The following is a 14,946-nucleotide window of genomic DNA, read 5'->3' as shown; positions in this document are numbered from 1 at the left end:
GTGACTTTCTTGACATGGTTGTCCGATCCCTACGATCCGGCGGGCGGCTGCCGTCGGCACTGTCGAGTTGCGGATTGGACTGGGCAGTTCCGCCCCGACCTCCCTCGTGGCTGAGCCGCGCCGCGATCGACGCGCTGGTGGACCAGTTGGCGACAGCCGGTTCCGCTGATCGCCCGTTCGGTCCGAGCGTCTCCTCGTCGCTCACCACACTCGCGACTTTGGCTGCCGCAGCAGGGCCGTACCGTGAGGTCGCTGAAGGATTCGGAATCGACCTGCAAATGCCCTTCTTGGACAATGTCGTCGTAGATGAGAGCCTGGGATGGGACGAGTGCCAACGTCCGCCGAATGCCGTCACCAAGCCGATGCTCGACGGCCTTCATCGACGGTTTGGAGTGCCGCCCGCAGATCGCGTTGTGGCAAAGGGCCAGCGCGGCCATGAACGAGACTTCGCCGTCGGCATTCGAACCAATCTCGCAAGCATCAAGGGGCTCTTTCGGGAGTCGCGTCTTGCCGAGCGGGACGTGATCGACCTCGACCGGTGGTTCACCGCTCTCGATCTCGCCGCAGCCGGCGCTGGTTGCTCGCCAGCAGCGATCGCCCGGACCACTGCCGCTGAGATATGGATGCAGCGAAACTGTCTGTCGTGAAGCCCGGACGGATGGGTCCGATGGTGGGCGCCGAGATGGGACGGCTCGTGCACCCGATTGGACATCCTTCTGGGAGGGGCCTGACGGGGTGTTACTCCATCGCTGATCGTGTCTACACAGCGGTGCTCGCCGACGACACTCTGGTGCTTCTGGACGCCTGGCGCGGTCGCTGGATCGGCCTGAACCGGTCCGCGGCTGCAATGCTCACTGCGATCGGTGACGGATCGACGGTCGACGAGCTGATCGCTGACTTGGTGTCGCGTCAAGGTGTATCGTCCTCCGTTGTCGCGAGCGACGTGCGAGCGCTCTTGAGCTGGCTACTCGACGAGTCCCTCGTGCGTGAGATCGGCGAGGCGCGTCCAGCATCGAGGCACCGATCTCGATGGAGTCGACGCCCCCGTGCCCCTCTTCCGCCTCGTTCATTCGACCGTGTCGTCGGTGTGGTTCTTGTGCTCGTCAGCTGGTTGATGCTGCGCTGCATGTCGTTCGCTTCTTGCATCCGTCTCATCGAGAACCTTCAGTCCCAGGATGAGAGAGCCCCCGTTGATGGCCGCGAGCGATTTGAACGCATCGTCGCCGCCACTGAGGCGACGGGCGTTCTCGGGACGGCAGCGTTCCAATGCCTCGAGTCGAGCCTGGCGGCCACGGTCTGGTGTCGACTGTCCGGCATTCCTGCGAACTGGTGCCTCGGTGCCCGCTTGCCTCCGTTCGCCGCACACGCGTGGACCGAGTTAGACGGAGTGACGCCCACCGGACGCAGCGCCGAGTTCGTGGTCATCGCGCGTATATGAGTCGAGCGGTCACTCCTCGATCCTCAGGGGGTACCAACGTCGCGGGAGACGACCACACTCCGCCTCAGCGACATGTCGCCGACGGGCCTACAGTTGAATGGGTGGCCGGCGTTCGGAATCCGGTCGACGAGCCTAGGGCCGACCGGGTCAGCATTGTGACTCGCCGTTGGCCAGGCGTCGTTGATCTGGCGCTGGTGGGAGGGATCGCCGTGTACGCCGCAGCGCTCCTCTCAGCTGACGGTCGACGTCAGTCGATCGGCTCGATCGTGACGCTTGTCCTCGTATGTGTTGTCGTCTGCTTCCGGCGGGTCGCTCCGGAACTCGCCCTTGCCCTGCTTGCCGGGGTGCGCATCTGGCAGTACTTCGAGGACGCCGCCGACGCGTACGTCTCTGTCGCTCTCTTCGTACTGCTCTTCACGGTCGCGAGCCTGCGGAGCACAGTTCGCTCGCTCCTTGCTTTCGCCGCCGTGTCGGCGGTCTTCATTGCGACGGCCCGACAAGGTTGGTTGGACAGCTTCATTCTCGGATCCACATTCGGCTACTTTGGCTTGGCTGTCGCGTGCGGAGCATCGGTCCGACATCAGCATTCGCTCAACGAGGATCTGCGGCAGCAGGCGGCGGAGATTGAGCGTGCCGCAGAGGAGCGGGAGATCGCTGCGATCAACGAGGAACGGGCGCGGCTCCGAGATGACCTTCATGACTTCCTCGGTCACCGGCTCAATCTCGTGCTGGTGCTCGCCGAGTCCGGAAAGGTCGAGTTCGAGCGTGGACCCGAACGAGTCCCGGAGTCGCTCTCGAGGATCACACGTGCGGCTCGGTCAGCCCTCGAGGAGATGGACCGGACGACACGGCTGCTCGGTGTTGCGGTGAGCGCTGCCCCCACGCCAACGCTGCTGGGGTACGAGGACCTGATCGCCACGATTCGTGGAACTGGTGTCGAGGTCAACGTCGTATCTGCTCCGCAGCAGTCCGAACTGGCCCGACTGGACATGGTGACATCGGCGACCGCGTTTCGCGTGCTCCAGGAGGCGCTCACGAACGTGCTGAAGCACTCACTTGAACAGTGGGCGAGCGTCGAAATCCGACTGGGCGTCGCCGCAGTCGAGCTCAACGTGACGTCAGGCCGGGTCGCGACCGCGACCCAACCCAGGCGGACCGGCACGGGACTGACCAACCTGCAGCGTCGACTCGACGTGCTCGGCGGCTCCCTCGCGTGGACCGACACCGGCGAGGGCACGTTCGTACTCGAGGCGGTGATCCCGTGGAGCCGGTGAGAGAGTCGTCGGGCGGATCGTCACAGGTTCGGCTCGTGCTTGCCGACGATGACGAGTTGCTGCGGGAGTCGCTCGCCTACCTGATCGAGTCACAAGACGATCTGCGCGTTGTCGGGCAGGCCGCCAACGGTCAGGACGCCGTTCACCTGGCGACGTCTCTGACGGTCGACGTGGTGGTGTTGGACATCCGCATGCCGGGGATCGACGGCATCGAGGCGGTGCGCCTGATCAAGGCGAGACCAGCCGCCCCCGGAGTGTTGATGCTCACCACATTCGACCAGGACGAATACGTCTTCGATGCCTTCCGCCACGGAGCCGACGGGTTTCTCCTCAAACGCGCTCGCCCTGACGACCTCTACCGCGCGATCCGAACTGTTGCCCGGGGTGATGCGCTCGTCGACCCAGAAGTCACACGCACGCTGATCGGCAAGTACGCACAGGCCTCGGAGCCAACGATTGATGTCGCGACACTCTTTAAGCTCACGCAGCGGGAGATCGATGCCCTCACCGAGCTGGCTGCCGGTCGCAGCAATGAGGAGATCGCAGTCCAGCTGGACGTCACACCGCAGACAGTGAAGTCACATCTCTCCAGCGCGTTCAGCAAGATCCACTGCAAGACCCGAGTGCAGGCCGTGATCTTCGCCTACGACGTCGGTCTAGCCACCCCGCGCCCATCCCGTCGAATCGGGTAGTTCATCCTCGGGTGCGGTGACATAGCTCGGACCCGTGGCTGGCGTCCTGTGCGGGTGGCTGCTGCCGGCCGTGGCCGCCTCGGTAGAGCCCCGTCTACTACACCGCGGGCCTCTTCGTGGCAACCGACATCAATGGTGAGCTTCGAACCGACTTCGGCGGCGACGACACCACGGACGCTGCAGCGTGGCCCCCCAGATCGGATCGTGTCGAGGCGGGAGTCTCATCGGCTATCCGCTCACGGTCCATCACGTGAGCCTTGACCACCCGAGCGACGTGTAGATCCCAGGCAGCGCACGAATCTGCTGGTCTTTCAAAGCGGGCGCGGGTGCTCCGCCGATGGCAGAGCCGTCCCGATACGCGCGTCCGATACCACGCGATCGGCCGACCTGCGCCGGTCGCATAAGCGCCTACTTCAGACTGTCTAGTGACGAGGCGGTGTTCCGTAGCGTCGGGGGTCTCGTCCGTGTCGCTCGCTAAGCGCCCGCCGGCTCTGTTGGAGTCTGGCTTTCTATCGAAGTGCGGCTCGGGCGGGATCTCGTCGCGGTGTGGCTCGAGAGAGGAACGAGCGCATCGATCCGCAAGTAGGAGTGCCCGCCGCGATTCTCGTCCAGTCAACTCGGAGGTACTTCATGGACGTGATGATCGGCATCGATCCGCACAAGGCGTCACACACGGCGGTGGCGGTCGGCGACGCTGGGGTCGAGCTCGCCCGGCTGCAGCTGCGAAGCGGCCGCCATCAGCTGGAGCGGCTGTTGGCGTGGGCCGAGCCGTTCCCGCAGCGGCGCTGGGCCATTGAAGGCGCGGAGGGTCTCGGGTTCCTGCTCGCGCAGCAGCTCGTCGCAGCAGACCAAGCCGTGCTCGATGTTCCAGCCACGCTGGCGGCGCGAACGCGGCTGCTGGGCAGCGGACGCTCGAACAAGAACGATCCCAACGACGCCCTGTCCGTGGCGGTGACGGCACTGCGTCACGGCGACCTTCGGATCGTGCAGCCCGCTGGCTCGTGTGAGCTGCTGCGGCTGTTGGCGAAGCGCCATCGGGACTTGTCGAACCAGCGAACTCGGCTCGTGTCCCGTCTTCATGCGCTTGCGGTGGAGCTCTCACCAGGAGGGATCGCGAAGCGGCTGAACTCGACCGACGCCGGCAAGTTCCTCGCCACCGTGACGCCGTGCGATCCGGTGGCCCAGCTCCGCAAGGACCTGATCGCCGAGATCGCTACCGACATCGCGAGCCTGGAGGCACAGATCAAGCGGTCCGAGCGACGCATCCGCGACGCCGTGCGTGCGTCGGGCACCACGCTGACCGATGTCTTCGGGATCGGCCCGATCATCGCCGCGATGCTGATCGGCAACACCGGCGACATCGCCCGGTTCACGAATCGGGACCGCTTCGCCGCCTACAACGGCACCGCCCCGACCGAGTTCTCCTCCGGCGGCCGTGTCGCCCACCGCGTCTCACAACGTGGCAACCGCACCCTCAACCACGCCCTGCACCTGGCCGCGGTCAGCCAACTGCGCCACCCCGGCAGCGCCGGCCGCTCCTACTACGAACGACGACTCGCCGACGGCAAGACCGGCAAAGAAGCCATCCGCGCTCTCAAGCGACAACTCTCCAACATCACCTACCGGCACCTCGTCAACGACGCCATCCGCTGACCTGCCGAGGGCCCGGGAGGACACCAGGACACGACTTCTCAGCCAGCGTGACCGGCTTCCATTCCTACAGACCGGCTCTTCGGCGAAGTCACTCCCGGACCCCAACTCAAACGCTACGACACACCGCCAGCCGCCGCTCCGACGCGCCCTCAGGCCCCTCTTGACACAGAGAGGATTCGGTATCGGACAACTCTGAACGTCAGCACAGAACGCAGATCCATCCTTCGCCGTATCAACCCGCCACCGGCCCGACCACGCGACATGCTTGGCCCGGGCGCACCCGAACGGCATGTCGACACCCGCGCTTCGGTGTGGTCCGTACGGTTCCTCGACAGGGGGATGGTGGTGGCCGCTGCGTCGGGCGCGACCTAGTACTCCATGAAGCTCTCGGGGCGGTCAGTGAGCGGCCGTCGGAAGACGTCGGCCGTGCCGTTGATCTCCGGACGATCGACTACTTCACATGCTGGCGGTCTGGTAACGGCGCCGCGACCGCTCCAGTGCGGGTCAGCAGCCCCAGCGGGGGTTGCAGATCCGGCCGTCGCTCATGATGATGCCCTGCGGTGACGGCGCCAGCGCGGCAGTGCTCACATCGGGCGGCGACGTCGCAGCGGCGGTCGCGGACGGGCCGGCGAGCGACCCGACGGCGATGGTGAGTGTGGCGGCGGCGAACCCGCCGGCAACCAGGGTGCGGAACACTTTGTGATTCATGGCTATCTCGACGAGAGGACGCAGCGTCGGTTACACATCTGCGCAAGAAATGTCGAGCGGGCTTGGCCGTTCGCTGCGAGCGCGATCAGCGAGCGGCCCGACCTCGAGCGCTTCGGGTCGGAGGGCGTGGTGACCGCGTGCCACGGCGCCCTGCGATGCTCAGCGATGTTCGACGACGTGAGCCTCGGCAGCCCCTCGTCAACGGCTCGCAGCTGACAGCACCCGCCGAATGTTGCCTCCGGCGATCGCAGCCTTGTCCGCATCGTCCATGGCCGAGCCGAGGAGCTGGCCCAGCACGTGGCCAGGCCGCGTCGCCGCCGAATAGGTGTCGCTTCCGAACACGAAGCGGTGTGCGCCGAGCCGGCGGACGGCAGGTTCGACGAACGTCTCGAAGTTGATGGCGAGCGAGATGTCGAAGACGAGGTTCGGGTTGCGGTCTGCGACGTCATGGAGCTGCAAGGGAGTCTCGGCGTCCGCGAACCCGGCGAGTACGACCATCGTGAGATCCGGCATCGCCCGCGCGAGCTTGTCCACACGCCAGAGGGCTTGGTCGGCGATGACACCGAGCGCGTGCACGAACGGCACGAGCCCGAGCTCGCCCATCCGCTCCAGGTAACGAAACATCCACGGACTGTCCAGGGCGACGCCTTGGAAGCGAGTGTGAAAGCTGATGCCTGTCATTCCGAGCTCGTCGCGACAGCGATCGAGTTCGGCGAGCCCCCGTTCGCCGTACAGCGGCTCGACGACCCCCACGGGGTACGGAAAGCGATCCGGTCGGACTTGGCAGTATCGAACGACGCCCTCATTGACGCGTCTTGTGTCGGCGATTCCGTCAGGGCGCAGATACGCGTGGCTCGCGATGATCACCGACTGGCGGACGTGCTGCTGATCGAGGAGTGCGAGGCGTTTCGCCACATCTCGCTCGCGCCGCACGTCCTCCGACTCGCGCTGGCCGTGCGCCGCGCCGTCCATCGTCAGGGAGTCGGAGAGGTCACCGACGTGCTGGTGCGCGTCGATGATGTCGAGCGTGGACGAGTGGGTCACTCGTATCCGACCTCCGCCCAGATCGGGTACGTCCCGAGGTTCACTGGCACCGGCGCGAGCAGCCCGTCGGCGTAGCCGAGCGTGATCCCTGCGGAGGTGAAGAAGAGGATCGGCATCTCCTCGACGAGTTCACGTTGCACGACGTCCCAGATCGCCTTCTGCTCCTCGACGCTCTGGACGCTGGACAGGCCGGCCAACGCCGCCGTGACGTCCTCGTTCTCCCAGTCGGAGTAGTTCTCGATGCCGCCCGGCGTCAGGTAGTCGTACAGCCCAGGTACCGGAGCCGTGAAGCACACGCACGAGGCGCTCGTCTGGAAGTCGTGCTGGACCTTGGTCGCCAAGGTGTAGTCGTTCTGCGTCCGCACATCGGCCGTGATCGACACGTTGTCGTACTCGGCGAGCTGGGCGGCGAGCGCGTCGAACACGTCTCGTTGCGTGGCGCTGTCGTTGGTGGTGTAGGTGAACTCCACCGGATTGCCTTCGGCGGCGAGCTCGTCGAAGAGGCGCTGCGCCTCGTCGTGATCCTGTTCAGGCCACGTGTACTCCGGGTTGTAGAACGGCGACCCTTCCGGGAACAGTCCGGTCATCAGCGGCGACCCGGGATTGATGGCCTCACCGATCGCGGCCCGGTCGAGTGCGAGGGCGAGGGCCCGGCGGGCCCGCACGTCGTCGAACGGCGGGCGCGACGTGCTCAGGCTGATCGAGTTGGCGCCACCTGGGGTCGTGGTCACCGCGTTGGCGTTCTCGAGCAGCTCGTTCGCAGCGCTGCCGAAGTACACGAGCGACATCTGGGCCGCCCCGGACAAGACGGCGTTGACCCGCTGCTGATCGTCGGGCACCGCCTCGAAGATCAGCTCGTCGAGAAACGGCTGGCCGGGCTCGAAGTCCTGGAAGTACGGGTTGGCCGCGAGCACCACCCGTGCCCCCGGATCCCACTCGTCGATCATGAACGGACCCGCCCCGACCGGGTTCGAGCCAGGGACCTCGCCAGCATCGAGCGCCGCTTGAATCGCCGTCGGGGAGCCGACGGCGGAGAGGTTGGCAACGACGTTGGCGTCCCACAGCCTGTTCGGCTCGGGTAAGGCGACCTCGAGCGTGAGGTCGTCGATCACGGTCATCTCGAGGCCCTCGGCCGCGCCCTGGAACGCCGATCCCGTCTCGGGGTCGGCCGTGCGCTCGATGTTGTACTTGATCGCCTCGGCGTCGAGCGGCGTCCCGTCGCTGAACTTGATGTTCGGATGCAGCCTCATCGTCCAAACCGATGCGTCCTCGTTGGGCTCGAGCGACTCGAGGAAGTAGAGCTTCACCGCTCCCGTCGTCGGCTCGACGTACGCGAGGTGGCCGAAGATCGCGGCGCCGACCACGGCGATGCCGTAGGAGAACGAGATACGATCGAGGCTCGGATCGATCGCGAGCGGCGGGCCGTTCAGCGCGACGGTCACGCTGCCACCCCTGCGCTCTTGGTCGGGCGGCGCCGAAGCGTCGACACCGACGTTGACGCTGCCGATGAGTGCGGCCGCGGCCACGCCTATCACGGCGGCACGCCTTCGATGTCGGACGACAGATCGGCCAAGCGTCGTTCCTCGGGACATGGATTGCCTCCTGTGCGGCCCGGGACTCGAACGTCGCACGACTGGGCCCCCAAGCACGCGCGCTGCGCCGATTGTATATGATCGGTGGGCGAGATCAAGACGATCGTGGCGCTGAGCCGCCCACCGATGTCGCATGTACGCAACCGCGAGTCCACCGAGCGCACGGACAGCTCACGCGTCCCGAGTGAGTGCGGTGAGGAACCGCCGCCGGCTCTGAAACGGCGGTACGGACAGGGTGGGCGAGACGCGAGGATGGGTTCATGGCTCGATTGGCCCAGCTCGTTGTCGACAGCCGCCGGCCGGCGCAGCTCGCTCGCTTCTGGGCCGCTGCCCTCGACGGTTACGAGATCCGACCGTACGACGACGACGAGATCGCGCGCCTCGCGTCGATGGGGCGAACGCCTGACACCGATCCCTCCGTCATTCTCGATGGTCCGTCCGTGGAGATCTGCTTCCAGGAGGTGGAGGTCCCGCTATTGCGCAAGCGACCCCTGCACCTCGACATCGCGACGCCGGATCGAGCGGGCGAACGCGCTCGCTTGACAGCGCTCGGGGCATCGGTGGTCCAGGAGTTCGAGCATCACAGCTGGATGCGCGATCCCGAGGGCAACGACTTCTGCATCACCGAGGACTAGTGGGCGTTCCGGAGCTGCGGGACAGCACGAAGTCGTCACACGGCGGTGCTCGCGAAGATGATCGCGCCCGGCACCTCCTCGTCCGGGCGCATCACGAGCTCGGCGTTCACCGTGAACCCGGCGTCTCGCAACCAGCCGGCCATCGTGGCCGGCGTGCGGCGGTAGCTGTCGACGTTGATCGAGCTGCCCGAGTACCCCGTCGTCGTGTGGCGCACCTCGTCGCCGACGTGGAAGCCGACGAGGAGCGGACCGCCCGGGCGCAGCACGCGACGGAACTCGGCGAAGACGCCGGGCACGGAGCCATCAGGGATGTGGATCACCGACCAGAACGCGACCACGCCGGTGAGTGAGCCGTCGGCCAGGTCGAGATCGGTCATCGTGCCGACGTCGAAGCGGAGGCCGGGATGGTCGCGTCGTGCGAGGGCGACCATCTCCGGCGAGAGGTCGATGCCGAATGCGTCGACGCCGAGATCGTGAAGGTGACGAGTGACGTAGCCGGGACCGCAGCCGATGTCGGCGACGGTCCCGCCGCCGGTATCGCGCACGAGGTCGGCGAACAACGCCAGGCTGGCCCGCAAATACGGGTTCGTCTCGAGCAGTCCCTCGACCTGCTCCGCATAGGCGTCGGCGTCGGCGTCGTACGATTTGCGTGTGTCTCCGAGCCAGCTGTCGGCCATCTGCGAACCGTAGAGCCTGCTGCCAACGCTGCTCGCCTCGATAGGGTGCCGACGTGTACGCCCGATTCGTCGCCGACGGCCCGGCCGGGGCCGTGTTGCTGTGTCGATGACCGCGTCGGCTCACGAGTGGTCGGAGCGGTCCTACACGCAGCTGCTGACCGAGCTCAACGAGGAGCGCGCCGGCGCCCTCGGCCGAGTCGGTCGTCGGCTCGAGGAAGCTCGTGCTCGCGCGGAGAACCTCGGTCGGGAGATCGATCTCGCCGAGCAGCCCGACCCGGGCACGATCGACGAGCATCGGCGCGCCTACGACGATGCCGAGCACTGGCGATGGCAACTCTGCGTCGTGCGCGAATCGAACGGTTTGCACGACCATCGCTGGGTCGATGCGATCTACCCGCCGTTGCGGCGGCGTTGATCGCCGAACGCGACGCCGGGTACGCGACCTGATCAGTCCGCCTCGTGATCGGGAGGTCGAACTGTGAGCTGTCGGCGCAGAGGTCGGTACCGAGACGTCACAGTTTCCCTGCCTGCCCCTACCAGCCCCCGCCTCACCCCATCCGCCGGTGGAGGTCGGAGCGAGGGCTGGTCCCACTCACGGTCGGAGTGTTACCCCCGATCGTGTTCTCGCAGAGCGCCCTTTTCGCGTCAGTCCTCGACGTCACGCCCCAAGGACTCGGCGAAGTCCTTGAGCTCTTCGATCTGCTCCGGTGCGTCCGGGGAGCGTGCGTCGATCTCCGCGGCTGCCTCGTCGACGGGGTCGGGATCCGGTTGATCGTGGTCGCCGCCGGGGTCAATGTCGTTCACGTCGTCTCCTCGGGTGATTCGTCGCACGCCATGACGTCGCCGGACACTCGACGTGTCGCGACGACATTCTTCGCAGATGCCTCTTCGCGGTACCCCGTTGCGACCGACGCCAGTCGGCCGGCCGTCGCGGCGAGCGATGACGCGCCACGCGAGCCCGCCTCATCGCGGTCAGTCGGCGGTCAGTCGGCATCAAGCGGCGGTGATTCGAGCTCGACGTTGAAGAACCGGCCGCGCTCGGCGTCGTCGTGCCGCGCGGTGATTCCCCCGCGGCGGACGGCCTCGGGCCGGTGAGAACGAATCGTCACGAGGTTTCCCACGAGCGCGCCGGGCAGCAGCGACACCGGGACGATCCGTCGAGGTGTGATCAGCCCGACTCGTGCTCGGGGAGCGCGGGCGGGCCGTCCCACTCGGCCAGCACATCGCCGACCGCGCGGTTCACGGCCGCCAGTTGGTCGAACCCGGTGAAGTACGCGTTGACCATCACCGCGTGCACCACCCACTCCTTGGCGACGCCCCAATGCTTGGCCAGCAGGACCGCTTCGCGGATGCCCTCCTCGAAGCCGGTGGCCGCGTGCTCGCGGATCATGACGTACGGCAGGACCTGCTTGGGCAGCGTCTGGAAGATGATCTCCCAGCGGGCGCGATGCCACTTGTAGAACTCCGGGTGGTACGTCATCGCGAACGTCACCGAACCGGGGACGAACCCGACGTTGCGGAGGTACCACGTCTCGATGCGATCGCGATCACCGTCCGTCATCGGCGTCACGGAGAGGTCGAGGCCGGCCTTGAACGCCGCTGGATCGGGCTCCCAGCCGGCGGGCCACGCTGCGGCCTGTCCGATCCGAATGCGCGACGGGGGAGTGTCGCTCCAGTCGACGAGGTGTGACCCCACGGCGTTGTAGACCTGCTTCAGGCCCCGGATTCCAGCCGACAGGTTGGCGTACATGACCAGCTCGAGGATCTGCTGCTTGGTCAGCCCGCGGCCCTGGAAGTGCCGGAACTCGTTGTAGATGCCGGTCTCCCAGCCGTCCCGGACGTACATGACGAGGTGACCGAGGCTCTCGACCAGCATCTCGGTGTCCCGGCTGTCCTCGGTGTCAGTGGAGCGGAGCCGGTGGATGAACGTCTCCAAGCCCTGGCGGGTCCGCAGCCCGAAGTCGGGACGGTGGTCGAAGACGATGGAGTCGGCGGTGAGTTGGTAGAAGTGCCCGCGGTCGAGGCCGCGTGAGAGGCCGTACGCCCGCCGGCGCGTCGCCAGCTCGGCGGCCTCGGCTCGTTCGGCCGGTGTGAAGTCGGCATCGACGTGGTCCATCTCCGGACTGTCGACGTCGAGACGGAATGCGTCTGCGATGTCGGCACTGGTGGCGTCCATGCCTGCTCCTCGACTTCTGGCCGGATTGAGCCGGCAACTCCAGATCGTATCAAATGGTCTGCTCGCCCGGCTGGAATGCGGTGTTTGCCTGATGGTCCTGTCCTGTGGCATCATATACGAAACTGAACGTGACAAAGGGGACGCCGTGATAGTTCGAACCCGCACTCGGGGCAACCGCCGCCGTCGACCGGCGCTCACCGTCGGCGTGATGCTCGCCCTCGCCGCTGTCACGGGAGGGAGCGCGGCGGCGAGTTCGCCGTCGGGCGATCACCGCGTCGTCTCCGCCGTTCCCGACCGGCAGACCGGCGGCAGCGCGATGATGGTGGCGACCGCCCAGGTCGTCCAGCTCGACCCGCAGCTGCAGCGGGTCTCGTTCGCGTTCACCGATGCGCCGATGATGTCGGCGGTCTACGGGAACCTCGCGTGGCTCGACCCGGCCACGGGGGAGTTGGAGCTCTACTTCCTCGAGTCGCTCGAACCCAACGAGGACTTCTCGGTGTGGACGATGACGCTCCACCCCGGCATCACGTTCAGCGACGGCACGCCGATGGACGCCGAGGCGATCCGCTACAACATCGCCCGGGCCGCCGACCCGGACACGGGCTCGCGGTTCTACGAATCAGCGGCCGCCCTCGAGCTCGAGGTGGTCGACGACCTCACATTGCAGGTCACTTTGGCCGAACCCAACCCGTCGTGGTACGCCACCCTCGTCTCCGACTTCGCCGGAATCGGCTCACCGACCGCGATGGAACAGGCGAAGGCCGACGGCGTCGAGTTCGGCACCGTGCCGGTCGGAGCCGGGCCGTTCATGGTGAAGGACTGGACGCCGGGCCAGACCCTGATCGTGGAGCGCAACCCGTACTTCGCCGACTTCCGCCCAGGCGAGCCGTATCTCGACGAGATCACGTTCGAGACCGTTCCCGACCAGGTGCAGCAGGTGAACGCGCTGCAGTCGGGGGCCGCCCAGATCGTCGCTCCGACCGGCGCCGACGTGGTCGTCCAGCTCACCGAGTTCGCCGACATCACCGTGACCAACACGAGCGGCGGTTCCGACGTCTGGCTCAACAACACGATCCCGCCGTTCGACGACGTGCGGGCGCGCCAGGCGATCTGGTACGCCCTCGACCAGGCTGCCGCGGCCAACGCCTTCGCCGCCGGCACGCCTCCTGCCAGGTCGCTGTTTGGCGAGTCCTCGCCCTACTACGACGCGGCGTTCGAGTTCCCCGCCCAGGACACCGAGCAGGCCCAGGCCTTGTTCGACGAGTTGGCGGCGGAGGGCAAGCCCGTCGAGTTCACCTACACCACCTTGAGCTCGGCGGCCCAGACCGAGTTCAGCAACTTCCTCCTCGCCGCCCTCGGCGAGTTCGACAACGTCAGCGTGACGATCGACGTGAAGACCTCCGACGAGTACCTCCAGGCGACCAGGTCCGGTGAGTACCAGGCGATCCCTCATGGCGCCTACTTCTCGAACCCGATCCCGACGCTCGTCGACACGTTCCACCCCGACGGCCTGATCAACTCGTTCGGCTGGGACAACCCCGCCGTGCGCGAGGCGCTGGACTCGCTCGGCACGGCGACGACGGAGGAGGCCCAGCGCGAGATCTGGAACACGGTCCAGGAGCAGTTCCTGACCGACCTGCCGATCTACTTCGTCGGCCAGGGCGTCATCGGCTTCGCCACCGTCGACGACCTCGTTGCGCCGACGGTCATCAACTACGGCAACAACGTGCTGTGGGGGGAGGTCGGCTACGCCGCCTGAGCCTCCGCTCGCCGTCGCCAACCGTTCGATCCGCTCCGCAGAATCCCGCTCCGAATCCCTCAGCCCCCATCTCCGACACCGACAGAGGAACCCCACCCCCGTGTACCAACCCCGCACCACCGGCCCGTTCGCCGGACTCAAGCTGATCGACGCCGACTCGCACTACACCGAACCACTCGATCTGTGGACCAAGCGCGCGCCGGCGAAGTACAAGGATCAGGTCCCGCAGGTGCGCACGCACACCGACGGGCGCGACTACTGGTTCATCGACGACAAGCTGGCTCACAAGGACAGCGGGGTCAGCTTCGTCGACCTCGACGGCAACAAGGTCGCCTACTACGACGAGGACATGCTCGGTGGCGCACCTCGTGGCCAGGTCCACCCGGCGTCCTACGACGCCAAGGCCCGTCTCGAGTTGCTCGACGAGATGGGCATCTACGCCCAGATCGTGTATCCGAACCTCCTCGGCTTCGCCACGCCGACGTTGATCCAGACGCTCGACCAGGAACTGGCGTACACGGTCGTGCAGATCTACAACGACGCGATGGCCGAGTGGCAGGAGGAAGGAGACAACCGACTGCTCCCGCAGGCGGTGATCCCCTTCTGGAACATCGAGCAGTCGGTCAAGGAGTCGATCCGGGTCAAGGAGCTCGGGCTCACCGGCGTCACGATGGCCGGCGAACCACACCTCGGCGGCCTCCCCGATCTCGGACAGCCGGACTGGAACCCGCTGTACGAGGTGCTCGAGGACCTGGAGCTGCCGATCGACATCCACATCGGCGCCCGCAACGTCGCGCTCGGCGCGGACGGTCCTGGTGCGTCGTGGCCCTCGCTTCCCGAGCGCGCCGGCAAGCCCGTGCGCTCGGTGCAGATCGAGCTCGCCAACGCCCGCTTCCTCGCCAACATCGTCGCCAGCGACATCCTCATCCGCTATCCCAAGCTCAACTGGGTCTCGGTCGAGTCCGGCATCGGGTGGATCCCGTTCGTGCTCGAACGGGTCGACTACGAGTACCGCGAGGAGTTCCCGGGCATGGGGGCGCCCGAGCTGCCGCCGGCCAAGGAGATGTTCCAACGGGGCGTCTACGGGTGCTTCTGGTTCGAGGATGCCGGACCCGTCGACCTGGTCGAGCGCATCGGCGAGGACAACATCCTCTGGGAGACCGACTTCCCACATCCGACGAGCCTCTACCCGAACCCGGTCGAGCGGTCGGAGGAGAAGCTGAAGAACGTCGAGCCCCGCATCCTGCGCAAGATCATGCAGGACAACGCGGCCAAGCTCTACAAGATCCCGGTCTGAG

General features: G+C 66.6%; 16 protein-coding genes. 9 read left to right on the top strand and 7 right to left on the bottom strand.

The genetic code is table 11. The features are described 5' to 3' along the window. The first annotated feature begins 137 nt into the window (after positions 1-137). From DN771_RS29325 to DN771_RS06245, 5 genes are all read left to right on the top strand, one after another. The gene (locus DN771_RS29325) at positions 138-647 is read left to right on the top strand and encodes a hypothetical protein (RefSeq protein ID WP_162941611.1); all 510 of its coding nucleotides are present in this window, start codon (positions 138-140) and stop codon (positions 645-647) included. Positions 648-769: 122 nt separating this feature from the next. Continuing rightward, on the top strand, positions 770-1,438 hold the full coding sequence (locus DN771_RS06260) for a lasso peptide biosynthesis B2 protein (RefSeq protein ID WP_162941610.1): 669 nt from the start codon (positions 770-772) through the stop codon (positions 1,436-1,438). A 101-nt stretch (positions 1,439-1,539) separates the two neighbouring features. Continuing rightward, on the top strand, positions 1,540-2,712 hold the full coding sequence (locus DN771_RS06255; protein ID WP_162941609.1) for a sensor histidine kinase: 1,173 nt from the start codon (positions 1,540-1,542) through the stop codon (positions 2,710-2,712). Between the two features lie 35 nt (positions 2,713-2,747). After that, on the top strand, positions 2,748-3,404 hold the full coding sequence (locus DN771_RS06250; protein ID WP_205528441.1) for a response regulator: 657 nt from the start codon (positions 2,748-2,750) through the stop codon (positions 3,402-3,404). Between the two features lie 630 nt (positions 3,405-4,034). Then, positions 4,035-5,057: an IS110 family RNA-guided transposase gene (locus DN771_RS06245; RefSeq protein ID WP_116996481.1), complete on the top strand. Its 1,023-nt coding sequence runs from the start codon at positions 4,035-4,037 to the stop codon at positions 5,055-5,057. A 504-nt stretch (positions 5,058-5,561) separates the two neighbouring features. Here DN771_RS06245 and DN771_RS06240 read toward each other — a convergent pair. From DN771_RS06240 to DN771_RS06230, 3 genes are all read right to left on the bottom strand, one after another. Further along, a complete protein-coding gene (locus DN771_RS06240; RefSeq protein ID WP_116996480.1) occupies positions 5,562-5,765 on the bottom strand; it encodes a hypothetical protein in 204 nt (67 codons plus the stop codon). Positions 5,766-5,963: 198 nt separating this feature from the next. Further along, on the bottom strand, positions 5,964-6,809 hold the full coding sequence (locus DN771_RS06235) for an amidohydrolase family protein (protein WP_116996479.1): 846 nt from the start codon (positions 6,807-6,809) through the stop codon (positions 5,964-5,966). Further along, positions 6,806-8,335 (bottom strand): ABC transporter substrate-binding protein, encoded by a 1,530-nt coding sequence (locus DN771_RS06230; protein ID WP_162941608.1) that lies wholly within the window; start codon positions 8,333-8,335, stop codon positions 6,806-6,808. Before DN771_RS06230 ends, DN771_RS06235 begins: the two co-directional genes overlap by 4 nt. 326 nt (positions 8,336-8,661) lie before the next feature. On the opposite strand from DN771_RS06230, the gene DN771_RS06225 reads away from it, so the two are divergent. Continuing rightward, positions 8,662-9,036 (top strand): VOC family protein, encoded by a 375-nt coding sequence (locus DN771_RS06225; RefSeq protein WP_116996477.1) that lies wholly within the window; start codon positions 8,662-8,664, stop codon positions 9,034-9,036. A gap of 35 nt (positions 9,037-9,071) precedes the next feature. Here the strand turns inward: DN771_RS06225 and DN771_RS06220 are convergent, their stop codons facing one another. After that, a complete protein-coding gene (locus DN771_RS06220) occupies positions 9,072-9,713 on the bottom strand; it encodes a class I SAM-dependent methyltransferase (protein WP_116996476.1) in 642 nt (213 codons plus the stop codon). A 106-nt stretch (positions 9,714-9,819) separates the two neighbouring features. Between DN771_RS06220 and DN771_RS06215 the strand changes: the two genes are divergently transcribed. Further along, the gene (locus DN771_RS06215) at positions 9,820-10,128 is read left to right on the top strand and encodes a hypothetical protein (protein WP_162941607.1); all 309 of its coding nucleotides are present in this window, start codon (positions 9,820-9,822) and stop codon (positions 10,126-10,128) included. Between the two features lie 230 nt (positions 10,129-10,358). On the opposite strand, the gene DN771_RS29320 is transcribed toward DN771_RS06215, so the two are convergent. The 3 genes from DN771_RS29320 to DN771_RS06210 form a co-directional block, all read right to left on the bottom strand. Beyond that, a complete protein-coding gene (locus DN771_RS29320; RefSeq protein ID WP_162941606.1) occupies positions 10,359-10,517 on the bottom strand; it encodes a hypothetical protein in 159 nt (52 codons plus the stop codon). A 179-nt stretch (positions 10,518-10,696) separates the two neighbouring features. Further along, a complete protein-coding gene (locus DN771_RS29315) occupies positions 10,697-10,858 on the bottom strand; it encodes a hypothetical protein (RefSeq protein ID WP_162941605.1) in 162 nt (53 codons plus the stop codon). A 23-nt stretch (positions 10,859-10,881) separates the two neighbouring features. Continuing rightward, complete coding sequence (locus DN771_RS06210; protein WP_162941604.1) at positions 10,882-11,889, bottom strand: hypothetical protein; 1,008 nt, start codon at positions 11,887-11,889, stop codon at positions 10,882-10,884. 145 nt (positions 11,890-12,034) lie between these two features. Between DN771_RS06210 and DN771_RS06205 the strand changes: the two genes are divergently transcribed. Both DN771_RS06205 and DN771_RS06200 read left to right on the top strand, forming a co-directional pair. Further along, positions 12,035-13,648: an ABC transporter substrate-binding protein gene (locus DN771_RS06205; protein ID WP_162941603.1), complete on the top strand. Its 1,614-nt coding sequence runs from the start codon at positions 12,035-12,037 to the stop codon at positions 13,646-13,648. Positions 13,649-13,748: 100 nt separating this feature from the next. Further along, entirely contained in the window at positions 13,749-14,945 is a 1,197-nt protein-coding gene (locus DN771_RS06200; protein ID WP_116996472.1) for an amidohydrolase family protein, read from the top strand. Position 14,946 lies beyond the last annotated feature (1 nt).

The sequence above is a fragment of the Desertimonas flava genome, assembly GCF_003426815.1.
In the GTDB taxonomy this organism is placed as follows: domain Bacteria; phylum Actinomycetota; class Acidimicrobiia; order Acidimicrobiales; family Ilumatobacteraceae; genus Desertimonas; species Desertimonas flava.
Note: the sequence above shows the minus strand (reverse complement) of the source record. Positions and strands in the feature narration are given on the sequence as shown.